Genomic DNA, 24,221 nt, shown 5'->3' with positions numbered 1-24,221 from the left:
GCCGAGGTTGCCGGCCTGAATGTTGGCCTTCAGGGTGGCGTACGCGCCGGATACCTTCCGGGCGACGTGGATGGCGGGCTGCGCGGACAGACCCAGGTCCTTCAACTGGCCGTAGGTGAGCCGCTGCAACGACTGCTTGGCGAACACCCGCCGCTGGTACGCCAACCCGGAGGCGACGTTCGCGGCGTCGTTGCACAGGTCCAGAGTGGCCCGCAACGCCGCCTGCTGAGCGGCGTCCGGGAACAACCGGACCTGCACGACAATCTTCACCAGGCCTCTTCGTCGTCCGCGCTGGCCGCGTGGCGGCGTCGCGCTTCGGTCAGCCAGTCCGGCGTGCTGTCACGCGGCGACCGCACGTCGCGTTGGGTCCAGGGGCGGTCGAGTTTCGGCAGGTCCGCGTAGTCGATGCCGAGGACCTTGGCCGCCCATCTCGGCTTCACGACCTTGTCCAGTTTCGCAGGCATGCCCACACCGTTTCATCTTATCTATGTCACCAAGATGGACCCCGGACCCGAATATTCGCAGAGGTAGAAGCGTTGTCTACAACCTGCACGTACACCTTGTCTTTGTCACCAAGTATCGGCGGGACGTCCTCAACGACACGATGCTCACCCACTGCGAACAGATCATGCGGCAGGTCTGCGCCGACCTGGGCGCCGACCTGCGCGAGTTCAACGGCGAGGACGACCACGTCCACCTGCTCGTGCACTACCCACCCAAGCTGCCGATCTCCACGCTGGTCAACCGACTCAAGGCCGTCTCAGCGCACTACCTACGCAAGGAGTTCACCGACCGGATCAACCGGCACATCATCCACGGGCACCTGTGGTCCCCTTCCTACTTCGCCGCGTCCTGCGGCGGCGCCCCACTGGAAGTGATCAAGGACTACCTCAAAGAACAGAAACATCCCGGTCCGTGACGCGACTCCTCCCGACCCTGAAAGGCCAGGATTCCCCGCTAATCCAGTTGAGCCGGGTCGCGGACGCATGGGTGCTGGCCCGCACCCATCGCGGCCGATCCTTCGAGATGCTGCTGACCGCACTCGGCACCGACCTCGCGGATCCGGAGCACAGTTCGACGCGGAACGGCATACACCTCGGCGCCACTGCCGGAACGCTGGACATCCTGCAACGCTGCTACACCGGCCTGGAGGCCCGCGGCGACGTGCTCCGGCTCAACCTGCTGCTACCCGAAGCGCTCGACCGGCTCGACTGCGTGATCCGGTACCGAAACCAGCTGATCTCCCTGCATGTCTACCACGAGCGGTTGCGGATCTCGGCCGCCCCCGGGTCGGGGCAGCCCGTCCCGGGGGCCGTCCGGGGCAGGTCCTTCATGCTCTGCCCCGGTACGACCGTCGCCGTCGCGCTGCACGGCCGCGCCGAGCCCGCGAGTCGACCGGATCAGGGCAGTGCACCGCCCGACGCGGCGGAATCGTGACGAGACCTGGCACGGGCAGCGGGCCGCCCGATGCCGGCGAGATGGCCGTCCCCGGGCGCAGTTGATTCAGGCCGGTGCTCGACCTCATTCTGGAACCGGCGAGCTGCGCCACCGTCGTTGGTGAAGATCGCCGTACCGTTGCCGTACCGGTTGGCGTTGACGAGTTCGACGGCGGCGCCGTAGCTGGGCAGCCGGAGCACCGAGAGGACCGGTCCGAAGATCTCGTCGGTGTATATGGACATGTCGCTGTCGACATGGTCGAAGAGAGTCGGTCCGAGCCAGAAGCGGCTTGCTCACCGTCGATCGGGTGGTTCCGCCCGTCGACCACCAGCTGCGCCCCCGCGGACCGACCAGCGTCCAGGTATGACATCGCCCGGTCGCGGTGAGCGCCGGTGACCAGCGGCCCCATCTCGCAGCCCGGGCGACGGCCGTCGCCGACGTGGAGTGCCGCGATCCGTTCGCTGATCTTGCCGACGAGCTCGTCACCGACCGGGTCGACGGCCACGACGACGGAGATGGCCATGCAGCGCTCACCGGCCGAGCCGAAGCCGGCCGAGACGGCGGCGTCGGCGCCCGAGGTCGAGGTCGGCGTCGGGCAGCACGACCATGTGGCTCTTCGCGCCGCCGAGCGCCTGCACCCGCTTGCCGTTACGGGTGCCCGTTTCATAGGCGTAGCGGGCGATCGGAGTGGAGCCGACAAACGAGATGGCCTTGACCGTCGGGTGTTCGAGAATCCGGTCGACCGCCTCCTTGTCGCCGTGCACGACGTTGAGAACGCCGTCCGGCAGCCCGGCCTCCGCGAACAACTCCGCCAGGAAGTTCGACGCGGACGGGTCCTTCTCGCTCGGCTTGAGCACCACCGTGTTGCCGCACGCGATGGCGTTCGGCACGAACCACAGCGGGACCATGGCCGGGAAGTTGAAGGGGGTGATCACCCCGACCACGCCGAGCGGCTGCCGGATGGAGTACACGTCCACCTGGGCCGAGGCGTTCTCGCTGAACCCGCCCGTCAGCAGTTGCGGGATCCCGCAGGCGAACTCGACCGCCTCCAGCGCACGCTGGATCTCCCCCGCGGCGTCGGAGAGCACCTTGCCATGCTCGGCGGTGATGATCCGGGCGAGGTCGGACTTTCGGGCGTTAAGCAGTTCCCGGAAGGAGAACATGACGCTCATCCGCCGAGCGAGGGATGCGCTACGCCATCGGGTGAACGCCTCGTCGGCGGCGGCGACCGCCTCACCGACGACCGAGGCGGTTGCGAAGTCGACCTGTCCGGAGACCTGGCCGGTGGCGGGGTCGTAGTCCGCCCCGGCCCTGACGGCACCCAAAACGAGATCCTCGACAAGTACCGGGCGTACCTGCTCGGCCGACCCGACCTCCTCGCCCTACGCCCCGACCTGCGCGGATGCCGGCTCGGCTGCTGGTGCGTGCCGGAGCGCTGCCACGCCGAGGTTATCGCCGAACTCGCCGACTCGCTGCCAACGTCGAGCCTTCGGTAGGAAGCCCGGCGGAGATCTGCCTAGTGGACGTGGTCTGCATCGGGCACGGTGTCGAGATAGAGGAAGTCGGTCACGCCGATCACCCCGACGAGCTGGCGGACGACCGGCGGCATGTCCCGGCGGGTGGGGTCGTGCACGAGGCGGGGACGGGTGAGGGGCACTCGCCGGCCGCGGATCTCCAGCTCACAGCCGCCGGCCGCCAGTACGTTTCTCGCCCAGTCGGTTACCCCGTAGGTCAGCGCGGCGACGTAACCGTCGGACGTCCGGAAGATACTGATCGGAGTCCGGTACTCGCGACCGGAGCGGCGGCCCCGGTGGATGATGACGCCGAAGCCGGGCAGCCGCCCGGCCAGCGGACCGGTTACGCGGTTGGTGACGACCCGGTTGAACCGCGCCAAGCGTCTGGGTAACACCATGGCCACCATGTTCGCCCAGGTGCGATCGACGCGTCGGCCGACACTTCGATCGCTGCACTGGTATTGCTTCCCGCCGACCGGTCTCAACCGCCATTGACTCGAAGCTCTGGCCGGCGACCAGCCGGTTGCGGCACTCGAGCACCGGCTACCGTCCGGCTCGCTAGCGGGGGTATCTGCCCGGCGGGTTCAGCGGGTCGACTCAGCCGCTGCCAGGCGCGGCGCAGGTCCGCCTGCACCGGGTTGTGAGCCGCTTCCTCGACCACTCCGGCCGGCGGGTCCTCGCCTGGCTCGTGCATCTCGGCACCGGGTACCGCCCTGATCACCAGGGGCCCGATCACGATGGTTGGTCTGGCCGTGACCAGGGGTGCCGGCGCCTATCGTCAGGCTCAGGCGGAGACTGCACGACCCATCTCGGCGAGGATCCCGGTGCCCTGGCCGAGCTCGATCAGGTAGCCGTCCGGATCCCGCAGGTAGCACCGGATCTCGACGCCGTGGTCCTTCGGCTCGGTCAGGAACTCCCCACCCCGTGATCGCCACTGCTCGTAGACCGCCCGGACGTCGGTGACCCGGACGTTCATCGCGCTGCTGAGCGTCCGCGAATCCGGCGGCGCCTGCGCCTGCACACCCGGCTTGTCGTCGGTCGGGCCACCTTCGTCGTTGATCACGATGTAGCTGTTGTGGAACCGCAGGATCGCCGGCTGGCGTTCCCGCACCACCGTCGCTCCCAGCACCCGCTGGTAGAACTCCCGTGAACGGTCCACATCCCGCACGATCAGCAGGTGCGTCAGCACCAGCCCAGCCTCGGGCTGGAAGTAGTCGGGCGCCTCGCTCGCCATCACGCCTCCCCCGGGTCCGATCGGCAGGGCGTACCCGCGTGCGGCGCCGGCACACCCACCGGGTCGACGACGCCGCGGTCACAATGAGTCACCATGGCCGGTGTCGGCTGTTACCGTCGGGCCTGTGCCCGCCGACGAGATCCGGCATCGGGTCCGGTCGGCCAGGGTGGCCCGGCTGACCACCGTCGGAGCGGATGGGCGTCCTCACCTGGTGCCCGTGTGCTTCGTTCTGCTCGACGATGTCGTTTACCACGCGGTGGACGAGAAGCCCAAGCGCCACCGGCGGCTACGCCGGCTGGAGAACATCCGGGCGACGGGGCATGCCTGCCTGCTGGTCGACGAGTACGACGAGGACTGGTCGCGGCTGTGGTGGGTCCGCCTGGACGGGCACGGCCGGCTGGTGGAGGACCGCGCGGAGGAGGCCACGGCCCGCGCCGCGCTGGCCGACAAGTACCCGCAGTACGTCCAGCGACCACCAGCCGGGCCGGTGATCGCGATAGCGGTGACCGCCTGGTCGGCGTGGTCCGCGGCGGACGCGGCAGCCGACCCGGCCGGGTGAGCGCCGGCCGGGGGTGTCAGCGGGTCGGAGCCAGGGCGTCGAGCACCTCGTCGGCCCGGCGCAACGACGCCTGCGCGTCGGCGCGGGGTGAGCCGATCTCCGGATCGAAGTTGAGATCGACGAACACTTCGGTGATGCCGGCTTCGGCAAGTCTGCCGAGATCCGATCGGATCTGCTCGAGCGTGCCGGTGAGCGGCTCGCGCTCGGGCGGGCCCGTCGGGCGTACGCGGACCGCGCCGCGGCAGACGAATCGCAGTGAGCCGGGATCGCGGCCGGCCTCCGCAGCGGCGGCCTTGACGGTCGCGATCGCCTCGCCGATGCCCGTCAGGTCCGCCTGGCTGCCACTGACCCAGCCGTCGGCGAGCCGGCCGGCCCGGCGCAGCGCGGCGGGCGCCTGGCCGCCGAGCAGAATCGGCGGGTGTGGCCGCTGCACGGGCTTCGGCTCCAGACGCGTCGGCGGGACCTGGTAGAACTCGCCGCGATGCTCGGCGACGTCGTTCTGCCACAGGGTACGAAGAACGGCGAGGAACTCCTCGGCGCGCTGGCCCCGCCGATGCTTGCTCGCACCCGTCGCCTGATACTCCTCATCCGCCCAGCCGAGGCCCAGTCCCACGTCAAGCCGTCCGTCGGCGAGGATGTCGAGAGTCGCGGTCTGCTTGGCCAGCAGCACCGGAGAGATGAACGGCATGTTGAGCACCGCGACGCCGAGCCGGACCCGCGTGGTGTGGGCCGCCAGGAACGCCAGCGTGGTCACCGGGTCCTGGACGCTGTGGTAGGTCTCGCTCCAACCGAGGTCGGCGGGGACCAGGAGCCGCTGGAACGTCCAGAGCGAGTGGTATCCGAGCTGCTCGGCGCGGCGGGCGACGTGGATCATGCTTGCCGGTGTGGCCCACGAGCCGGAGACGGGCGGGGCGAATCCAACCTCCACCCGCGCACCGTACCCGGATCGGGCCAGGAAGTGGCTCGGTTCAGGCCCCGACGCTGCGATCCACCGGACGGAGCAGCCGCCGGAAGTCCTTTGGCAGCTCGGATTCCAGGTTCTCGAGGTCTTCCGCGCTCACCGCCTCGCGCAGGGTCGTCAACACGGCGCGGGCGCCCTCAGCGGTCCGCTCGTCATCCGTTCCCGCGCGGACCCCTACCTCATTGAGGAACTCCACGAGGTCGATCTGTTCGGCGAAGTCCACGTCCTTGTGCAGGTACCCTCGCAACCCCTCGGGGAGCTGCGTGGCCAGGTACCGCGCCTCGCCGCCACTGACCCCTTCCGACAAGGTCGTCAGCGTGGCTCCGACGATCTTCGCCGCCTCCGCCGCCGGCATGCCCGCCCGCTTCCCCACCGCTTCGAGAAACTCGGCGTAGTTCACCAGTTCTCCTTCCCGACCAGTAGTCCGGCGCCTCGGTCGCCATCCATGCCTTCCCGGTCCAGTCGGCAGCGGCGTACCCGTGTGGCGATGCGGGCACACCTGCTCCGCCCTCAACTGTGCGTGCTACGAGCCGGGGCGTTGCCCGCCACCGGCACCCACCGGTTCGATCACCTGCCGGAACTCCTTCGGAAGCTGGGCCAACGCGTCCTCGAACTGGTCACGGGAAACAGCCTCACGGAGTGTGGTGAGCACCGCGCCGACCCCGGCAGCGGCGAGCGCACGGTCGATGGCCGGGTGGTCCGCCACCCGCCGCACGAACTCGTCGAGCCCGAACGACTTGGCATGTTCCCCTCTTCGCGGTGGCGGATTGCGCAGGGGATCGTCAAGCCCTCCGGGAAGCTGATAGGCAAGGTTCTCAGCCTGGCCGGCGCTGATCCGATCTGCCAATGTCTCCAACGTCGCGCGGCTGAGTGTCGCCGCCTGATCGGTCGACACCTTTGCCCGCGTGGCCACTGCGTTGATGAAATCCTGATATTCCACCTGATTCTCCTCTCAAGCCCGATCGCCGTCGAACCGCCAGTTACGAGCCCCTGACCGCCATGGGCGGGGACGTCCCGTCGCCCAGAAAGTCCTGCATCAGCCGACCTATCCGGTCATACACGTCCTCCACCGCCGATCGGGTGGGGCCGGATCGCCGCGCAGGAGAGACAGTCATGCAAACTTCACCCCTCGGGTGCCGAGCGAACCGGTACCTCGACAGCCTCCTGGGACGGGGGGTGAGCCTGCCTCATCCCCATCGGGCGAATCACCAACGCGCGCTACGGCGACATCCTCGACATTCCGATGGACCGGCACAGGTGGGCGAGCTGTTGGCAAAGCTGCGCCAGAGCGGCTACGAGGTCACCCGCGACGACGAGATCATTAACGTGCTCGACGGCCGGGGCTTCCGCAGCCGTCTGAGCCAGCGGTGGGCCCGCAGCGAGTTGCCGGAATGGCATCGCAGGGCCGGGTTAGCGGCGCAGGCGGCGGGCGCAGCGGCCGTCGTGGTCGGCGCGGAGCAGGCAGCGCCGGCCGCCGGGCATCAACTGGTCGCAGAAAACCCGGTGGCGGAGGTATTGCTGATCCTCCTCGGACACCGTGGTTTCCCCTGGGTCGGTCGTCGGCAGCACGGACATCCAGCGGCCGATGACCCGGGCCAGGCGTTGTGCGGCGGGCAGGTCGGCGGCGGTCACGGGCAGGTGGATGATGTACCGCTGCCTCATCGGGTCTGCCCACGCTCGTTGTCACCGCGGGCATGCTCGGACTGCCAGCGGCGAAGCGCCTCCTTGATCCGTGCGGTCTCCCGGCGGCTTTCAGCGAGGGCGGCGTGGAGAGCTGCCATGTCGACGGCGACCCGGTCGAGGAAGGCGTACACGTCGTTGGGATTCAGGCCGCGGCGTCCGAGCCCCGTGGGCGGGAACCGACGCTCGCCCACCTGCCAGGGCAGCAGACTGGTGTACGTCGAGGAGCGATACGTCGCTCCGCTCTCCTGTGTCGGTCCTTGGTTGCGGACGCTCATCTTGCTCGACCTGCCTTTCTCTTGGTGGAAGGGGTGGGCCTCCGCTCACGCCGCTCGCGCGGGCCCACCCCGCCCCGCCGCCGCAGCTTCGATCAGGGGCACGGCACCAGGGCTGCTATACGGCGTCACTCGACCGGGCTATAGATCCAGCTCCCGCCCTGGGGCGTCGCCGCCTCCGTAAATATACGGACAGGGGCACAGGGGCACAACCAGTGCGGCCCACGGGGGGACAAGGCTTACCAGGTATGACCGTCGATCCGCGCTCGCACACACCCGTCTATGTGCAGGTCGCCGACATACTGCGGCGGCGGATCGAATCCGGTGAGCTGGCGCCCGGGGTATCGCTCCCGAGCGAAGCCCGGCTGACCCAGGAGTACGGCATCGGCCGCGAAGCCGTCCGGATGGCGATGTCGATCCTGCGGTCCGAGGGACTGGTCAGCACCGTTCGCGGTCACGGAACGCGGGTGCGAAGCTCGCCCGAGCGGCAACGGGTAGAACTGCCGGCTGGCGCGTCGGTCGTCGCTCGAATGCCGACCGGCCGAGAACGGAACGATCTGCACCTGGACGAGGGCGTCCCAGTGCTAGAGATCCGCCACGGCAAGGGCGAGGTAGAGGTCAAGCCCGGCGACCAGGTCGAGCTAATACGCCCAACCGATAGTTAAGCCTATGCGAAGCCGCAGGCGTGGAGCATCTACCTGCGGCGGGCGCTGCTGCACCTCTCCGAGGATGACGCGGACATCCTTCTCGAAGGACTGGGACCCGACATCGCTCCCCGCGCCGACGCCCTCGGTTCGTACCCACGGGCGGCCGCCACCGGGCCCGGCGTGGACGCCGACTTCGTGCCCGGAGGTCCGCCCGGTCGGCCTTCCCGCACCTGGGAGAGGTCCACTCTTTGACGCTGCCCGCCGCTCAGTCCGCACAGGCCAGTGACCCACGCAGGGGTAGATTTCCTGCTACTCGGCGTTCGGTGCGTCAGGGTCCGGTGTCGGCTCTGGCTCGTCGTAGGCCGGTTCCTCGTAGCCGACGATGAGTTCAGGCCCGTAATCCGGCCCCCAGTCGGAAAAGCGCGACAGCCGCCGCGCCGCCTGATCCTCGATCCCGTCCATCCTCGTCCTCCCGCCGGTGATGTCCCGCCGTTCCTAGCAGCCACCGTACCCCTGGTCACACCCCCGTTGATCTTGGGTGTCGGACCTGTAGTGCACGATGTGCGCCATGACGACGCACCGCTCCAGCACCCGCCGCCTGGTCTACGGCCACGCCCGCATGAATGACTGCCTGGCCTTCGCCGACGCTGAGACTGCGGCCGGCGAGGCCGCGGAGATCACGTCGATCGCCGCCGCCCGCACGTGGGGTGAGGCCCGCACGCTGCGCACCGAGCACGTCTGGAACCCGGTCGGCCCCGAATACCACGATCCCGAAGATGGCCCCGCCGACGACGCCGTGTTCGACATCAACGAGGTGGGGTCGGTGCAGGACGGTGACTGGCCCCCGATGGTCGCCACTCGGGCGTTCCGCCTGCTGCCGCAGGATATTCGGGATCGCTTCGGAGCCTCCTCGGCCACCGTTCTCAACGGCGACGTCCTCGAGATCCCGTTCGACCGCGAGGCGGAACTGGTGGCGGAACTGCGCGAGCGCGGGTACGAGGTGACCCGCGATGACGAGCTGATCAACGTGCTCGACGGACGCGGATTCAGCCCGCTGGTCGGCTGACGGCGCCGGCCATGAACGCGGAACGCGCCCGGTGTCACCACCGGGCGCGTCATGCCGCGCAACGCGTCGAGTCTCCGGCGCTCATTCGGCCGGACTGCCGGCGACGAAGTCCAGGAACGGGCTGGGCGCTCCGCTCCACGAAACGCACAGGGCCTCACGGGCCCGGGTGCTGGCGACGAAGAGCAAGCAGCGCTCTCTGAGCATGTCGCTCTCGTGCTGCAGCTGGTCCACCTCCGGTGGCGTGATCTCCTTTGCGAACGGCACCGCCCGCGCCGTGGCCCCGACCACCGCCACGCAACGAAACTCGAGGCCCTTCATCGCGTGCATGGTGGCCAGCCGCACCCCGTCGACCTCCGCCCCGGGATGGTCCCGCACCCACACCGACGGAATCCCAGCCGCCGCCAACTCGTCGCGCACCGCGCCCAGGGTCGTGTTGAAGCGCGCACACACGGCGATCTCGCTCGGCTGCACGTCCTGCGCCAGCCACTCCCGCACTCGAGCCACGAGCCCGGCGACCTCGGCCTGACTTGTCGGATAGCCCTTCGCCTGCGGTCGCTTGCCGTGCAGCAGTGAGCGGTAGCCGGTGAGGTTGTCTTCCCCCTCACCGGCGAGGTCCTCGACCCGCGACCCGACCAGCACTCCAGTGGACCAGGACAGAATCTCCTCGGTGCTGCGGTAGTTGATGCGCAGCCGGCTGCTGCGCCCCGCAACGGAGATGCCGAGGGAGCTAAGGGACACCCGGGAGTCGTAGATCCGCTGGTGCGGGTCCCCGGTAATGAACAGGTCGTCGGGGCCGACCCCCACCGCGGCGCGCAGCACCCGCCATTGAGCCGGGTGCAGGTCCTGCGCCTCGTCCACCACCACATGGTGGAAGCCGTGGACGCCAAGGTCGGCTTCCTCAAGCAGTTGCGCAGCTCGCGCGCAGACCTGGAGGTGGGTGATGGTGCCGGCCGCCGCCAGCTCGGCCGAGAACATCTCCACTGCGTCCCACACCCGGTCACGCTGTCGCAGACCCAGCGCCGACCCTCTCCCACGCCGGCTGACCTCGCGGTACTCCTCACGGTTGCGAACGTCCTGGGCGAGTGAGCTGGCCCGAGATGGTCACGGCGCGGGCGTTAAGCGTTCTGCCGCAGGATTTGCAGGACCGGTACGGCGAAATCGTGCTCACGGTTCACGACGGTGAGTACCTCGAGGTTCCGCTCGACGGCGAGGCTGAACTGGTCGCGGAGCTGCGCGAGCGTGGCTTCGAGGTGACCCGCGACGACGAACTCATCAACCTGCTCGACGGCCTCGGCCTCGGCTCGGTGACCGCCTGAGGAACAACGGAGACGCCGGCGTCGCTTCCGACGACCGGCTCCGCCAGCATGCCCGGCCGGCGTCTCTCGTGGCCCAGGCTCACCGGCGGCACCTGTTCATGCTGAGGAAGGCCGCCGGACACGGTCCGCACGCTGCCGTCGGGGTGCTCCGGTCGGGCTTCTGCAGGGCCTCGGTGACCCGCCAGACCGGCGAGGTCGGAGGCACTCAGGTTGACGACGACCCCGTCTGACCGCCGCCAGCTCCGTAGGCGAGCCAGCCTGCTGGCTGTCAGCGACGCCGGTCAACGCACGGATGGCCGGCATCGCCCTGGACGGGTCAGCGAGCAGGAGCTGGGCGACCTCAGCATCCGCCCGACCCGCTCACTGGGCACCGTTCGAGATGGACAGCTCGGCCAACGCGGACTCCGCCTGCCGTCTGACGGAGACAAGCCGATCGCGCAGACCGGACCGCGCAACACCTGCCTCATGAATCTCGTCAGCCATCGCGTCGATGCGCTCGAACTCCGGCCCAAAGGTGTCCTGCAAGACGGATCGGACCGTGCGGAGCGCATCAACCACGATGCTGTCAGCCTGAGCCAGGATCTCCTGGGTAATGCTGCGGCGACGTTCTGTCCTGGCTTGCTCGGCCTTGACAGCTGCACGCTCGTCGGCAACCACGCCGTACGCCTCCAGACCAATTGTGACTACGACACCGCCGACCTTTGCGACCTTCCCGGCAATGCTCGCGACCTTTCCGACCTTGTTGGCGACCCGCACAGCCTCCCAAGGCTTGAACTTCTTGCCGAAAGCATGACCGACCTTCAGTACAACGCTGTGCCCAGTACTGCCCGAGGCAGCCTTCACACCGTTACCAGCGCCCCAGAACTCGCGAAAGTGATTGAGGTACTTCGACAGGTCACCTGCCCAGCTCGGCGGAGGCTGCAGCGGAGAACCGCCTGGTCGGACCTCCACGTGTCCCGGCCGAATCTCCACGTGTCGCGCTTCGAAGTCGCTGGCTTCTGGGTCACCGAGCTGGACTGAGATACGCCCGTATGGAGTGGCTTCGATCTCCAGTACTTCGGATGCGAGGTCGTCGAACTGGACTTCGAGTACCTGACGTACGGCACCCTCAAACCGACCCAAGGCAGCGCGGAGGTCCTCGTTGAGCGCTGCCATGTGCGCGTCCAGTGCCTCTTCGTGGGGAGCCTCGGCCCCGTTCTCCTCGTCGCGCTCGATGCGATCCGCGAACTGTGTGGCGGCGCGGATCGCGTCCGCACGGAATTGGGCTGCGCGGGCTTCAAGCAGATTGTCCAGATGGATCCGCCTCTTGGAGAGCGCCGAACGCTGCCTTGCAAGGACGGTGAGTGCCGCCTGCTCGTCGGGGTTGTCCGCAAGGACGGCAGATGCTTCGAAGGAAAGCGCGATGATGAGTTGCAGCGGCTGTTTCAGCCTGCCCAACTCTCCCTGTTGGCTGGCGAAGCGGTTGATGAGCGCCGTGACCTTGTCCAAGCCGGAGGCCTCGATGAAAGCGTTCGAGGCAGCGGAATCGGAGGCCGCAAGGTCAAGGCCGTCGAGGTGAAATTGGGCGTCGCATTCCACCCATGGGATCTGGTCGAACGGGCCGAGAGCATTTTTGATCGCTTGATCCCGCACACCTGGGTCTGCTTCCATCGTCCCTGCCTTGGTGACGACGATGAGTGTCTGTCGGGACTTGCCGAGTCGACCGAGTACGTCTCGAAGATGGGCGACGAGGACGTCGTCGAAGAGCTCAACCGTGACTGCGAACAGCACGAGATCGGCTGACTGAAGCGCCTTCTCGGCGAGGTCGTCGTGGTGGGGGCGGCCCGCATGAACGCCTGGGGTATCGACAAGGCGAACGTCGCCGTCCCAGTCGAACTCCTTCACGGCGTCGGTAGTCACACCAGACCCGATGACGACGTTGGCGGCCCCGTTGGTGAGTGCACTGATGAGAGTCGACTTGCCGCTGCTGTATTGCCCGGTGAACACCAGCAGCGGAGTGAGGTGGGCGTCGACCGTGAGACGGTCGAGCAGGGGTCGCGCGACCACCGGTTCGAGCTCGCGGAGGATTCCGCGGAACTCCTCGCCAAGATCTCTGGCAACGGCGGAGGCTTCTTTGAAAAGGTTGACGCTCACGATGCTGAAGTCCTTCTGGCGTTGTCGATGCAGATGCGCTTGCCGATGTGGGACGTCAGTGCGTCCGACCATGTCTCCGCGATCTCGGCGGGTAGATCAGCGTCCACACAAATGGTGGCGGAGGCTGAGTCTGCCCTCACCAGTCGCGCTGGTGCGTCGATAAGGCCGAGTGCGTAGGAGAGCGCACCCGCCGCCTCGCCGCCGGCGTCGCGGGCCCTTCCGCAGGCCAACCTCTCCGCGATGTCTGGGGGATACAACCATGCCTCCGAGAACGCGGCGTCCTCGAGTTCGGCGAGGATGCAGACCCCGGGCGCCCGGGTTGCCCGCTTGACGGAACGAGCCAATCGTTCGCGGCCCGCGATTCGAAGCAAGGCTTCGGTTGTCTCCTTGTCCAACTCTCGGATCAGCGCTCCGAGCGCCTCGCTGTGTTGAGTCCATCGGTTCGCCAGTAGGGCGAGTGCTGCGGAGCGGCCTTCGCTCTGACTGCGCGCGCTGGCAAGACTGCCACGGAGCACGTCGAGTTGCTCGTCGACGGCCCGTTCGTACTCGCCCTTGAGCTCGTCGAGAAGTGGCCCAACCTGCTTCGCCACCTCGTCACGTCGTTTCCGCAACACACCGTCTTCACCTAGGAACACGCGATCGACAAATCCTTTGAGAGGTCCTGTAAGTAGGCTCAGTGCCACGCTGACGCCGACTCCTATGATGGCGCCGACGGCGGCCGTGATGGGTGCTGCAGGACCGCCCGCGGTTCCACCGATCGCGGCGCCCAGTTGAGCACCCGCCCACATTCCTGCTAGGGATCCACCGACACTGACCACCGCGATGCCCGCCCGCCCCAACCGGTTCCCGAGCACCGAGTCGAATCCGGTTAGGTCCCGCAAAGCGAACCTGTCGGGCGAGACGCTGGCCCACTCGGCGTCTGCGTCCGCGATCGTCGAGTCCACAGCATCCCTCAACCGCGAGAAGCTGTCCTCTAGCGTCTTGCGCAACTCCGCCTGCAACGCATCGAGTTCCTTCTCCCAGGCTAGCTGGAGGGACTTGCCAAAGTCGGTCGCCGAGAGATGCCAGTCGCGGCGACGGTCGACTGCGATTGCGATGTCGGACGCTATGGCTTCAGCTGCGGATCGGGTGACACGGTCGAGACGGGCATGGACGTCCTCGTTCTGCTTCCTGTCGTGTTCGGCCTGCACACGGAGCATCGTGGATCCCTGCGCCCACGAGTGCATGAGGCTGTCAGCCTGTCGGCGCTGGCCGTCGACCACCCTCAGCGCTCGGCGGCTCTCGCTGTGCGTGGCGTGCTCCCGCATCAGCGCCTGGGTGAGGTCGTCGATCCGGCTGGCAGCGTGGAGTTCAGCATCCACCTCGCCGTGCGCCAACGCTTCGGTGGCAGCGAGCGCGTGCACGTAAACCACGTCGAGAGGCTCGACGCCGACTGCTGCCATGTGGCGCCTGATCTCATCGACCAGCCCGTCCCGGTTACAGAAGACGCGCTCAGGGAACCTCAGCAGGTTCAACCTCCCGACGCCCTTGAGGGACTGGCGACAGTTAAGCGCGACGATGATCGGCTTGCCGATGACTCCGATCAGACGGAGGGCACGCGCAGTCTCCTCTTGGATTGAGTCGCTGCTCGCGACCCACAAGATGAGATCCGCATGGTGTGCGGCGTTGAACGCGAGCTCGAAGTCTTCGGCTCCATCGCGTGCACCGACGCCGGGAGTGTCGACGACCTCGATGCGGCTGGACGCCGTCGGGATCGCAGTGAAGACATCGCGTGAGAATCGTTGACTGCCGTCTCCGATCCTGTCGAAGTGTGAGCCAGACAGCGCAGACAGGAGCGATGACTTGCCGGCCATCGTCCGCCCCATCAGGACAACGCGCATCGGTGCGTGGAAGTCGTCGGTTGCTTCTTGCCAGGCCACCCATGACCCGTTGTCGGCACTGAGTAGTTCGGAGTCGATGCCATCGAGCTCGGACGCGTCGTGCAGTGCCTGGTCACGGATGGCTCCAGCTTGAGCGGCGAAGGTTGCCACGACGTCTCGGATCTGCGGCCACGGGTCTGACAACATCGGCTCTTCACCGAAGAACGCAGGGAGTGCCGACGGTAGCCACTTGTGGCGGGAAGGGACGTCGCGCACAGTCACATTCCGATCATCTCAAAGGGGTCCGACGTTGAATCGTGGCAGGGAGTGTCGCGCTGTCGAAGGCGGTGCAGGAGTGGTGCTACGACATGCGTGCCGACGACGCGCCCGGTCGGCTCAGGCGGCCTGTAGCCACGACTGTTTCCACAGGTCCGGCCTCGGATGACATCTAGGTTTCGCGCATGATGTGCTGGCGGTCAGCGGGAGTCAGCCACAAATGCGAGGAATGGGCTGGGCGACCCACTCCATGAGACGTAGAGGGCCTCCCGAGCTCTGGTGCTCGCAACGAAGAGCAGACAGCGCTCCCTGAGCATGTCGCAGTCGTGTTGCAGCGGATCCACCTCCGGCGGTGTTACCTCCTTTGCGAACGGCACAGCCCGCTCGGTGGCACCGATCACGGCGACACAGCGGAACTCCAGGCCCTTCATCGCGTGCATGGTGGCCAGTCGTACCCCGTCGACGTCTGCGCCAGGCTGGTCTCGCACCCGGACGGCCCGAATCCCGGCCCCGATCAGCTCGTCATACACGCTGCTGAGCATCGTGTTGAACCGCGCGCAGACGGCGATCTCGCTCGGCGCCACGCCTTGCTCCAGCCACTCCGCCACCCGCTTGACAAGCGCCGTGACCTCGGCGTGGGACGTTGGATGCCACTGCGCATGCGGCCGCTTGCCATGCAGCAGTGAGCGGTATCCGGCGAGGCTGTCCTCACCCTCACCGGCGAGATCCTCGACCCGTGACCCGACGAGTACGCCGGTGGACCATGCGAGGATCTCCTCAGTGCTGCGGTAGTTGATGCGCAGGCGGCTACTGCGACCGGCGACGGGGATGCCGAGGGCGTTGAGGGACACCCGGGAGTCGTAGATCCGCTGGTGTGGGTCGCCGGTGATGAACAGGTCGTCGGGGCCAGGTGCTACGGCGGCGCGTAGCACGCGCCACTGGGCCGGGTGCAGGTCCTGCGCCTCGTCGACCACCACGTGGTCGAAGCCGTGCACGCCGAGGTCAGCCTCCCGCAGCAGTTGCGCAGCCCGTGCGCACACCTGCAGGTGAGTGACTGTGCCGGCCGCCTTCAGCTCGGCCGAAAACAGCTCCACCGCGTCCCACACCCGGTCACGCTGCCGCAGGCCCAGCGCCGAGCCTCGCCCCCGCCGGCTGACCTCGCGGTATTCGTCACGGCTTCGGACGTCCTGGGCGAGGATGACGTGCCGGTATTCCTGGGCGAGGAACTGCTCGGTCCAGGGCAGGGTCAGTCGCCGGCACACCCGCCGCCAGACTTGCCGCTCGTCGGCATCCCCCACCGGGGTCGGCGCCCGACCGGCGAGGGTCCGTACCACCCGATTGGCGAAGGCGTTCACCGTGGTCACCTCGACCCGCGCCACCTGCTCCTCGTCGGCGAGAAGCAGTGCCAGGTTCTCGCGCAGGGCTGCAGCCAGAGCGTTGGTATACGTGGTGAGCAGCACCCGACTGTCTGCCGAGCGGGACAGCAGGTGCTTGACCCGGTGCAAGGCCACCACCGTCTTCCCCGTCCCCGGTCCGCCCGTCACCTGCGCCGCCCCCCGGTACGACGTCCGGTATGCAATGCGCCGCTGTGACGGGTGGAGGAAGACCCGCCAGGCGGCGAAGGGCTTTTCGAGGATCTCGGCCAGCTCATCGGGTCGAGTCACCAGCATGATGCGCGTCTTGGTGTTGGCGATCGCCGCCGCCAGGTTCTCGCTCGGCTCCGGCGAGGCTTCGACCGGCCTACGCTCGGCCACAACGTCGCGGTAGACCTCTTCGGGCGTAAAGCCCTCGGCGAGGTACTGCAGAACCTCGAACTGGTCCTCGGGCAGCAACGCGCCGAACGCTTCGAGCTGCGGCTTGTCGGTGATCGTCCGGACCGCCCGCAGCACCTGATCATCAACGCCGAGGTCGCGCAGCACCGCGTCCGAGTGCCGCGCGAACAGCGACGTCGGTGCGTGCGCCGCCGCCTTCTCCATCGCATGAGTGATCTGTTCGATGGCGACGACGTCGCGGACCTCCAGGGCGCGGGTCGCGGTGTTGACTGTGTACAGCCGCTTCGCCGCCCAGGTGTAGGCGTCGTCGTGCGGCACGACGTTGAGCAGCAGGAAGGTGTCGCTGCCGTCGTCGGGTGCCAGCACCACTCCGCGCCAGAAGTCAGTGATGCGGATGGTCCGCATGCGCGGGTCTCTGGCGTTGTTCACCGACTCCAGGTGCAGGCCCTTGTCGGCATACAGCTCGGCGACGGTGAGCTGCTGGAATTTCTCCATCGCCTTGCGCACGCCGGCTTTGATCGGCTTCTCCAGGACGTCGTAGCTCTCCCAGAAGCTCTTGGCCAAGGCAAGCTGAGGCAAGGTGTTCCTCCTGTCGGGATGGCGGGGGACGCGAGACTACCGGGCAGCAGCAGGATCAAGATCCCGCCCGCGACTGCTGGAGCTTGTCGCTCTCGCCCAGCATCCGCGCAGCTGCCTGCAGTGCCTCGCCCTCCAGTTCCACCACGACGCACACATCGTTGTCCGCCCATCGTCCTTCCGACGCCATGGTCAGTTCGCCTCACTCGACGGCGGCCGGCTTCGGCCGCGCTTGCCCGACTTGTAGGCAGCATCCATGGATGAGTACTTTGCAGCCCTCGCGATCATGCCGTTCTCCGTCTGATCGGCAAGGTAGGCGAGAGCGGCCGCCTCTTCGGCCAGATCGTCGTGCAGCTGAGGCGGGGCGGCGGGCAAGGCCTCGGACAGGGCAGCCTGTGCCTGACGGATCTCGGTGAGGGCAGCGGTGGGGGCACCGGCGCTGAGGTGGCCGGACGCGCGGCGCTTCGCCTGCTGCAGTTGGAGATAGACCAACTCCGTACGCACGGTCGGATCGGGGATCCGCCCTGCGGCTTGGTCGCCGGGGACGACGTTGACGTGCAGCGGCACGGTGAGAGTGTGCTGAGCGAGGTCGGGCAACTCAACCCACGTGAACTGGCACGTGGCGACCTGAGCCAGGCCGAGCCCGGCGATGGCGGGAACGTCGAAGGTCAGCAGCAGTTTGCGGGCCTCATCCGCGTAGAAGCTGCCCAGCTCGACGAGAAGTCCGTCGTCGGTCACCGTCACCGGCATGTCGTTGACGACCTGGACCGCGCGTACCTGAGGTGAGGTCTTGACCAGCAACGAAGCCGCCTGGGCGGCCTGGGAGAGCAGGCCGTCGACCTCGCCAGCTATGAGCGCGCCGGCGCTGTCGGGTTCCTCGGCGAACAGTTCGTTGCCGGACCCGCCCCGGGCGATCGCCGACATGAGCCGCTCGTCGTAACCGAGTCCGTAGCCGAGCGTCGACGTGGTGATGTTCTCGGCGTGGGCCTTGGCGGCGATGCCGCCCAACCTGTCGGGGTCGGTGACGCCGGCGTTGGCGTGCCCGTCGGAGATGAGCAGCACGGTCGCCCCGGCCGCGCCGGTGACCCGCCCGGCCTCCTGTAGCCCACGCAGGTAACCGGCGGACAGGTCTGTGCTGCCGCGCGCGCTGAGCTGGGCGATCGCGCGTTTCACCGCCTCCTTGTCAGTGAGCGGCCCTGCCGCAACCGTCACCTCTACCCGGTCGTCGAATGCGACCAGGCCGAAGTTGTCGCTGGGATTGAGCTTGTCGATCAGACCGATGAGTGCCGCCTTCGCGCCGTCGATCCGGTCACCGGCCATCGAGCCGCTGCGGTCGAGCACTACCTGGAGGGTGGACGCGGGCCGAGCGGTAGTGGAAGCCGGTGCGGACGGGGCGGTCAACTCGATGAGGACAGCGAGTTGGTTGTCCGTCTCGAGCGCCAGCAAGTCAAGATCGAGATGAGCCGCGATGTGCATGGTGGTCTCCTTGAGGGAATGAGCGGAGCGAGCGATCAGAGACCGAACACTTTCTGCGCCAGGCTGCGCCAAGCGGGGTAGTCAACCCCGCGGATGTCATCGGTGGTCACGAGCTTGCCTCTGCTGCCGCCGCCGTCCTGATCGGGGAGGATCCCGTTCGCGGCGTACCACTCCTTCTTCAGCGCCCACTTCGAGGCGTAGCGCGGGTCGGAGAGCATGCCGAGGTGCTCCCAGATGACGGTCTCGCCCAGGTCGGTCAGGATGGTGAAGTCCGGTCGGACCGTCCGGCCGTCTTCGCCGGTGAAGGGCGATTCGTAGTCGTAGGCCAACCCCAGCTCGTCCAGGAGATTGGCGATGAGCAGCTCACTCTTGCTCCGGACCAGCTCCCCGCGGGCGGTTCGGTGCACGAGACCGCGGTCGATGACAGCATCGCCGACCTGAATCGGCTCGGAGGCGACGAAGAGGTTGGTCAGCCGGCTGGCGGTGTCGGAATAGACGGCGGAGCCCAGCTTGGCGACCTCGTCGAGGTCCTCCTCGTGCAGCAGGATCACTTTTCCCCGCTGACGGGTCAGGGCGGTGTAGAGCAACTCGCGGCTCAGGCCGCCGCGGTCCGCGGGCAGCACCACGACCGTCATGTCGAATTCGCTGCCCTGCGCCTTGTGGATGGTGATGGCCCAGGCCAGTTCCAGCATGGGAGCGTCACCATCGTCGGACCAGTCGTAGTAGTCGTACTTGACGCCGCTGCGCCCGCTGAATTCGATCTCGGTCTTGTTCGGCGGCCAGGTGACCCACTTGGAGCGGGTCTGGCCGACCACCACGCCGAGCTCACCGTTGGCGACGAAGCGCTCCGCGTCCCTCGGGTAGATCCGTGACTGCTTGAACTGGTGGTTGCGGATGTTGATCACCTTGTCACCGACCACGATCCGCTCGGGACCGATCGGCTTGGCGTTCCAGCGCCTCGGGCCGGTTGCCTGGTCGAGTGCCCACGTCCCGAACGCGTCCTTGAGCGCCCGGTTGATCTCCGTGGTGCCCCACCCCCGGCCGCGGACCGGGGAGAGGATCTGCCAGGCATCGGCCTTCTTCGCCGCGCCACCGGGGAAATAAAGATTGCCCCTGGCGGAGATGACGCCGCCGTAGCTGCCGCCGAAGGCGGCTGCCAGCTGCTCGTCGGAGGCCTCCCGCAGCTCCGGGATCTCTTCCCGCAGCACCGCGAGCAGGGTGACGAAAAGCTCAGCCCGGTCATAGCGCACCGCCCGCAGGGTCGGCAACTGCTCGCCGGCTCGCAGCCGTTCCCAGACGAGGTCGGCGGCCGGTGACAGCTCACCGTCGGCGAACCAGCTCGCGAGCACCAGGTCGTCGCGGTCCTGTCCGACCTGCCGCCGAGGAATCGTGAGTTCCGCATAGCCGGGGGCGCAGCGAGGGCTCCGGGTGGCGATGTCCTCGGGTGCGAGACGCCGAACGATGTCGACGAACGGGCGGCCGGCGCCGATCGGCGGGAGTTGTCGGGGGTCGCCGACGAGGATCAGGCGTTGCACACCGGTGACCGCGTCGAACAGCGCCGCGAGTTGCTCCTCGGTGAGCATGGACGCTTCGTCGACCACGATCGTCTTGTAGTTCTTGGCGCGGGTCTGGACGTCCCCAGTCACCAGGTAGCGCTCGGTCCATGGGTTGTACCGCTTGGTGGCGATGAGGAACTGCGCGAGGGTGACGGCCTCCGCCTCCACGCGCTGCGCCAGTTGCACCCGAGCTTTCCCGGTCGGGGCGACCAGAAGGACGCCGCCCGCGGCGACGGTCTCCATGTGCCGCAGCACCTGGAGCAGCGTGGTCTTGCCGGTTCCGGCTGAGCCGATCAGCACGCTGACCCGTGAGGAGTACAGGGTGTTGAGAGCGGCCACCTTCTCCGCCCGTGCCCGCGTCTCGGCGTCTCGCTCCTCTGCGGACAGGTCGACGCGGATCGGGCCGAGCAGGTCATCGAGTCGCCGCACGAAGTCCGGCAGGTCGGCGATCGACGGTGCCTTGAGCCGCCGCTCGACCTCCTTGCGAATGACGGCGCCGACCTCGGCCAATTCGGTGAGCTGCAAGGCCGGCATTCCGTTGGACAGCATCACGCCGGCGAGCGGACCCTGCGGCGGCAAAGTGTCGGCGGAGAGCTGGTGGGCGTCGAGGACATCGCCCGTCACTGGGCAGGGCACGCTGAGCGTTCGGGCCCTGATGCTGGTGACGACATCGGCCTGGGGCTGGAGCGTGTGCCCCGCTGCCTTCGCTCGCTGCAGTTCGTCGACGATGAGGGCGCTCACCCGGCGGGCGTCGAGGGGGTCCGACATGGCGCTGGGGGTGGGGAGTGGGTGCTCGGAGGCGACGGAGGCGTCCGGGAAGCAGCCCCGGTCGATGATGGTGAAGGGTACGGCGTCGGGTTGGTGGCGGTCGGCCTCGAACAGCCGGTACGGGTTGGCGGTGATCTGCTCGTCGGTCAATGCGGGATCGCGTTCCTCGACGACAAAGAACCGTTCGGCCTGCTCTCGGGTCAACGAGAAGCGGCTCAGCAGCTCAAGCAGCTTCCGCCGCTCCGGCCTGAGCGCCTTCCAGGTGGCGCGGACGGTGGACGTCAGGTGGCTCTTCGCGGCGATCCCGAGCCGGTCGGGGTCTGCCATCGCCTGCTCGAGAGTCAGCCATGGGTCCGCGTCGGGACCGCCTGCGGCGGCAACCGTGTGGGCGAAGGTCACCGACTGCGGAACGCCGAAGGCGGCCAGCACGCTGGCCAGCCCGGGCCGGGGCCCCCGCAGCTTCCATAGCCGGTTGAGCTGCCCCTCCAGCCAGTCGAAGCCCAGGGGTCCCGCCGCGGTTCCGAGCAGCCGCTGCGCGGTGCGGCCCGCCGCCATCAGGGCGAGCAGCGCGTCGATGGCCAGGTCGTGGCTGACGTGCTCGGTCACGTACGAGAATGCCTCCCAGCCCCCTTCCGGCGCGAAGGCCAGGGCATCCGTGATGTCGATGCCCCGGTCGTCCCGGGCGGCGAGCAGCGCCTGGTACGGCATGAGGAATCCCCGCTGCTGGTCCGGGCGCAGCGAGTGCGAGACGTTGGTTTCCCACATCTGTGCCGGGAACCGCTCGCCGCCGCTGCTGCGGTAGGCGCCGGTGGGGGTGACGTCGGTGACGAGGGCAGCGCCGACCAGGAGCCGACGGGGGTCGTCGCTCAGCGGGCTGTGCTTGGCGTAGAAGAAGACGAGACTCGACTCGGGCCGCACGGTGCCGAAGAAGCCTTCGAGAATGGTGCGCTGGTTGTCGCCGTGCATCATCCAGGTGGAGTTGTCCCAGCCGGTGATCTCGTCCACCTGCTCCTCAAGCTCTGGGCGCAGCCCGAGTTTGCGCTGTTCGTTGATCTTCTTCGCGCCTTCCCGGGACATCCAGCGGAACGGCACCGCTTGGGCGGTGTACGCCGCTATCGGCTGCTGGGTGAGCTGGAAGGTGGCGAACGCCGGCGACTTCTGCGTGAAGGGGTGCTGGCGCTGGAACGGGATGACCCGCGGGGACATGAAGGTGGCCCGTTCCGCGACGCACGGCGGCGCGTCCGCGAGGGGCAGGTCGGCGATGTCGCTGCCGGCCAGGTGCTGCTCGTGGTCGTCGTGCCGGCGCTGGCCGATGTTCTTCAGCAGCACACAGGTGCCGTTGCCGTGCGGGTCGGCGCAGACGGTGCCGTTCCAGCCGGCGTCGTGCCATGGCACCCGGATGGAGATGTGTTCGATCGCCCGGGCCGGCTCGTTCATGGCGCCTCCTCGTTCCGTGCCGTCGGTGACGACGGCGGGCTGTGGTCGTGTGGCGGGGTGCCTGCGGCGTTATTGCGACCGGCGCAGCGAGGCGAGCAGGTCGGCAATCTCGGTGGTGCTCGGGTTCGCGGCGTTGCCCAGGCGCTTGAGGTCGGCGAGCAGCGCCGACAGGGTCTTCTCAGCGGCCTGTCGCTGCCCGGCGCCAAGTTGCAGCAGGCCGATCTGGCGGCGCAGTTCGAGGGTTCGCCGGTCGTCGTCGCCGTACACCTGGCGCTCGTCCTGCAGCAGGTCGTTGAGCTGCCGAAGCGCCTGACTCGTCTGGCCGGTCAACGCCTGGCAGGTCGCCTCCTGCAGGCGGCAGCGCAACAGCAGGTCGGTCTGCGTACCGTCGGCGGCGGCGAGGTCGACGGCGAGCTCGTGGTACGCGGGCGCTGCGCGGTGGTAGTCCCCGCCCTCGAACAGCACGTTGGCCAGCTCGAAGCGCAGGCTCACCACGTCACGGTCGGTGCCGCCGAACGTACGGCTGGCCGGCCCGGCCACCTCGGCCAGCACCTCCGCGGCCTGGCTGTAACGGGACTGCCGGACCAGTTCGTGGGCTTCGCTGCGGGCCCGGTCCAGGTCGCTCCGGTTGAGCCGGTCCGGACGCGATTCAGTTTCTTCCGGGAGGGCCGGCGTAGCGGACTCTGGGGGCGTGGGGGACGGCGCGGGTGGTGTGCCGGTCACCTCGGCGAAGACCCGGCTGAGAACACGCGCGTACATCCGGACCGGGCTCGCGGCCGACGGCGAGCCGAGCGCGCCCGGTAGCGGGCCGAGGTCGGCGGCGAAGGGCAGCAGCCGGTCGTAGACAGCCTCGGCGCTCGAGGGACGGGACTGGGGCTTCTTTTCCAGCAGGTCGAGCACCAACCGTTCCAGACCCGGCGGCACGTCGGCGCGGAGTGAGCGGAGTGCCGGTGGCTGCTCCTTGACCTGCTTGCTCATCACCGAGTAGGACGTCGAGCCGGTGAAGAGGTGCCCGCCGGAAAGCATCTCGTGCAGGGTGCAGCCGAGCGCGTAGAGGTCGGTCGCGGGGCTGCTGACGTTTGCCTCGACCTGTTCCGGAGCCATGTAGGCGGGGGTGCCCAGGGGCTGCCCGGTGTGGGTGATCCTGGAGAAGTCGGCGAGGGTCGGCGCCACCGCGAGCCCGAAGTCGAGGACCTTCACCCGTCCGTCCGGCTCGAGCATGAGATTGCTCGGCTTGAGATCACGGTGCACCAGCGACGCGCGGTGGGCGGCGGCGAGCACCGCGCAGACCTGGGCCGCGATCGCCGCCGCCCAGCCGATGGGCAAGGCACCCTGCTCGGCGACGAGGTCGGCGATGCTGATCCCGCGGATGCGCTGCATCACCAGGAAGGGGCGACCGTCGTGGTCGACCCCCACGTCGTAGACGGCCGGCACGCCAGGATGTTCCAGCCGGGCGGTGATGCGGGACTCCCGGACGAAGCGACGGATGTGCTCGTCGTCCCGGGCGCCGTCAGGGAACCGGATGAACTTGACCGCGATCTCCCGGTCGAGCTTCGTGTCCCGCCCCAGCCAGACCTCACCCATGCCGCCGCGGGCGAGAGGGAACTTTTCCAGCTCGTATCGCCCGTTGCTCAGCGTTCGCCCCGACACAGCCTCTCCCCTGCCCCCACAGCCATGGG

23 protein-coding genes and 2 pseudogenes are annotated in these 24,221 nt (G+C 68.1%); 7 read left to right on the top strand and 18 right to left on the bottom strand.

Features of this window, described 5'->3' with window-relative positions; translation table 11 throughout:
- Positions 1–270, bottom strand: a pseudogene (locus ABZV00_RS10960) (hypothetical protein); the annotation flags it as partial.
- The gene (locus ABZV00_RS10955) at positions 267–464 is read right to left on the bottom strand and encodes a hypothetical protein (RefSeq protein WP_355604247.1); all 198 of its coding nucleotides are present in this window, start codon (positions 462–464) and stop codon (positions 267–269) included. The pseudogene ABZV00_RS10960 and the gene ABZV00_RS10955, both read right to left, overlap by 4 nt.
- A 23-nt stretch (positions 465–487) precedes the next feature.
- Here ABZV00_RS10955 and tnpA point away from each other — a divergent pair, with 23 nt between their 5' ends.
- A complete protein-coding gene (gene tnpA / locus ABZV00_RS10950) occupies positions 488–919 on the top strand; it encodes an IS200/IS605 family transposase (RefSeq protein ID WP_355604244.1) in 432 nt (143 codons plus the stop codon).
- On the top strand, positions 916–1,437 hold the full coding sequence (locus ABZV00_RS10945) for a glycosyl hydrolase family 65 protein (protein ID WP_355604241.1): 522 nt from the start codon (positions 916–918) through the stop codon (positions 1,435–1,437). The genes tnpA and ABZV00_RS10945 overlap by 4 nt, the downstream gene beginning before the upstream one ends.
- A 77-nt stretch (positions 1,438–1,514) precedes the next feature.
- Here ABZV00_RS10945 and mmsA read toward each other — a convergent pair.
- Positions 1,515–2,762, bottom strand: a pseudogene (gene mmsA, locus ABZV00_RS10940) (CoA-acylating methylmalonate-semialdehyde dehydrogenase); the annotation flags it as partial.
- Between mmsA and ABZV00_RS10935 the strand changes: the two are divergent.
- A complete protein-coding gene (locus ABZV00_RS10935; protein ID WP_355604258.1) occupies positions 2,703–2,933 on the top strand; it encodes a DUF4326 domain-containing protein in 231 nt (76 codons plus the stop codon). The pseudogene mmsA and the gene ABZV00_RS10935 overlap by 60 nt on opposite strands.
- Positions 2,934–2,953: 20 nt before the next feature.
- Here the strand turns inward: ABZV00_RS10935 and ABZV00_RS10930 are convergent, their stop codons facing one another.
- On the bottom strand, positions 2,954–3,349 hold the full coding sequence (locus ABZV00_RS10930; RefSeq protein ID WP_355604238.1) for a nitroreductase family deazaflavin-dependent oxidoreductase: 396 nt from the start codon (positions 3,347–3,349) through the stop codon (positions 2,954–2,956).
- Between the two features lie 386 nt (positions 3,350–3,735).
- On the bottom strand, positions 3,736–4,185 hold the full coding sequence (locus tag ABZV00_RS10925; protein WP_355604235.1) for a VOC family protein: 450 nt from the start codon (positions 4,183–4,185) through the stop codon (positions 3,736–3,738).
- A 124-nt stretch (positions 4,186–4,309) separates the two neighbouring features.
- On the opposite strand from ABZV00_RS10925, the gene ABZV00_RS10920 reads away from it, so the two are divergent.
- On the top strand, positions 4,310–4,744 hold the full coding sequence (locus ABZV00_RS10920) for a TIGR03668 family PPOX class F420-dependent oxidoreductase (RefSeq protein WP_355604234.1): 435 nt from the start codon (positions 4,310–4,312) through the stop codon (positions 4,742–4,744).
- 16 nt (positions 4,745–4,760) lie between these two features.
- On the opposite strand, the gene ABZV00_RS10915 is transcribed toward ABZV00_RS10920, so the two are convergent.
- The 5 genes from ABZV00_RS10915 to ABZV00_RS10895 all read right to left on the bottom strand — a co-directional run bounded on the left by ABZV00_RS10915 (position 4,761) and on the right by ABZV00_RS10895 (position 7,663).
- Positions 4,761–5,672, bottom strand: a complete 912-nt coding sequence (locus ABZV00_RS10915; RefSeq protein WP_355604231.1) for a TIGR03619 family F420-dependent LLM class oxidoreductase — start codon at positions 5,670–5,672, stop codon at positions 4,761–4,763.
- A 40-nt stretch (positions 5,673–5,712) separates the two neighbouring features.
- Positions 5,713–6,105: a DUF2267 domain-containing protein gene (locus ABZV00_RS10910; RefSeq protein ID WP_355604228.1), complete on the bottom strand. Its 393-nt coding sequence runs from the start codon at positions 6,103–6,105 to the stop codon at positions 5,713–5,715.
- A 123-nt stretch (positions 6,106–6,228) separates the two neighbouring features.
- On the bottom strand, positions 6,229–6,645 hold the full coding sequence (locus ABZV00_RS10905) for a DUF2267 domain-containing protein (protein WP_355604225.1): 417 nt from the start codon (positions 6,643–6,645) through the stop codon (positions 6,229–6,231).
- Positions 6,646–7,115: 470 nt separating this feature from the next.
- Entirely contained in the window at positions 7,116–7,367 is a 252-nt protein-coding gene (locus tag ABZV00_RS10900) for a hypothetical protein (RefSeq protein ID WP_355604222.1), read from the bottom strand.
- Entirely contained in the window at positions 7,364–7,663 is a 300-nt protein-coding gene (locus tag ABZV00_RS10895) for a DivIVA domain-containing protein (protein WP_355604219.1), read from the bottom strand. The genes ABZV00_RS10900 and ABZV00_RS10895 overlap by 4 nt, the downstream gene beginning before the upstream one ends.
- A gap of 245 nt (positions 7,664–7,908) precedes the next feature.
- Here ABZV00_RS10895 and ABZV00_RS10890 point away from each other — a divergent pair, with 245 nt between their 5' ends.
- Positions 7,909–8,325 carry a winged helix-turn-helix domain-containing protein gene (locus ABZV00_RS10890; protein ID WP_355604217.1) on the top strand — a complete coding sequence of 139 codons (417 nt, stop codon included), beginning with the start codon at positions 7,909–7,911 and terminating at the stop codon, positions 8,323–8,325.
- 291 nt (positions 8,326–8,616) lie between these two features.
- Here the strand turns inward: ABZV00_RS10890 and ABZV00_RS10885 are convergent, their stop codons facing one another.
- Complete coding sequence (locus ABZV00_RS10885; RefSeq protein ID WP_355604214.1) at positions 8,617–8,769, bottom strand: hypothetical protein; 153 nt, start codon at positions 8,767–8,769, stop codon at positions 8,617–8,619.
- Positions 8,770–8,875: 106 nt separating this feature from the next.
- On the opposite strand from ABZV00_RS10885, the gene ABZV00_RS10880 reads away from it, so the two are divergent.
- Positions 8,876–9,373 carry a hypothetical protein gene (locus ABZV00_RS10880; RefSeq protein ID WP_355604211.1) on the top strand — a complete coding sequence of 166 codons (498 nt, stop codon included), beginning with the start codon at positions 8,876–8,878 and terminating at the stop codon, positions 9,371–9,373.
- An 81-nt stretch (positions 9,374–9,454) separates the two neighbouring features.
- Here ABZV00_RS10880 and ABZV00_RS10875 read toward each other — a convergent pair whose 3' ends face one another.
- Positions 9,455–10,366 carry a 3'-5' exonuclease gene (locus tag ABZV00_RS10875; RefSeq protein ID WP_355604208.1) on the bottom strand — a complete coding sequence of 304 codons (912 nt, stop codon included), beginning with the start codon at positions 10,364–10,366 and terminating at the stop codon, positions 9,455–9,457.
- 89 nt (positions 10,367–10,455) lie between these two features.
- Here ABZV00_RS10875 and ABZV00_RS10870 point away from each other — a divergent pair, with 89 nt between their 5' ends.
- On the top strand, positions 10,456–10,689 hold the full coding sequence (locus ABZV00_RS10870; RefSeq protein WP_355604205.1) for a hypothetical protein: 234 nt from the start codon (positions 10,456–10,458) through the stop codon (positions 10,687–10,689).
- A 360-nt stretch (positions 10,690–11,049) separates the two neighbouring features.
- Here the strand turns inward: ABZV00_RS10870 and ABZV00_RS10865 are convergent, their stop codons facing one another.
- The 6 genes from ABZV00_RS10865 to ABZV00_RS10840 form a co-directional block, all read right to left on the bottom strand.
- A complete protein-coding gene (locus ABZV00_RS10865; RefSeq protein WP_355604202.1) occupies positions 11,050–12,822 on the bottom strand; it encodes a GTPase in 1,773 nt (590 codons plus the stop codon).
- A complete protein-coding gene (locus ABZV00_RS10860) occupies positions 12,819–14,963 on the bottom strand; it encodes a GTPase (RefSeq protein ID WP_355604199.1) in 2,145 nt (714 codons plus the stop codon). The genes ABZV00_RS10865 and ABZV00_RS10860 overlap by 4 nt, the downstream gene beginning before the upstream one ends.
- 194 nt (positions 14,964–15,157) lie before the next feature.
- Positions 15,158–17,308: a UvrD-helicase domain-containing protein gene (locus ABZV00_RS10855; RefSeq protein ID WP_355604197.1), complete on the bottom strand. Its 2,151-nt coding sequence runs from the start codon at positions 17,306–17,308 to the stop codon at positions 15,158–15,160.
- Between the two features lie 189 nt (positions 17,309–17,497).
- Positions 17,498–18,781: a VWA domain-containing protein gene (locus ABZV00_RS10850; protein WP_355604195.1), complete on the bottom strand. Its 1,284-nt coding sequence runs from the start codon at positions 18,779–18,781 to the stop codon at positions 17,498–17,500.
- Between the two features lie 35 nt (positions 18,782–18,816).
- A complete protein-coding gene (locus ABZV00_RS10845) occupies positions 18,817–22,542 on the bottom strand; it encodes an AAA family ATPase (RefSeq protein ID WP_355604192.1) in 3,726 nt (1,241 codons plus the stop codon).
- A 69-nt stretch (positions 22,543–22,611) separates the two neighbouring features.
- Positions 22,612–24,192 (bottom strand): serine/threonine-protein kinase, encoded by a 1,581-nt coding sequence (locus tag ABZV00_RS10840; protein WP_355604189.1) that lies wholly within the window; start codon positions 24,190–24,192, stop codon positions 22,612–22,614.
- Positions 24,193–24,221: the final 29 nt, after the last annotated feature.

This window comes from Micromonospora sp. NPDC005173, from assembly GCF_040608515.1.
Classification (GTDB): Bacteria; Actinomycetota; Actinomycetes; order Mycobacteriales; family Micromonosporaceae; genus Micromonospora.
This window is presented reverse-complemented; position numbering and strand designations above follow the sequence as displayed.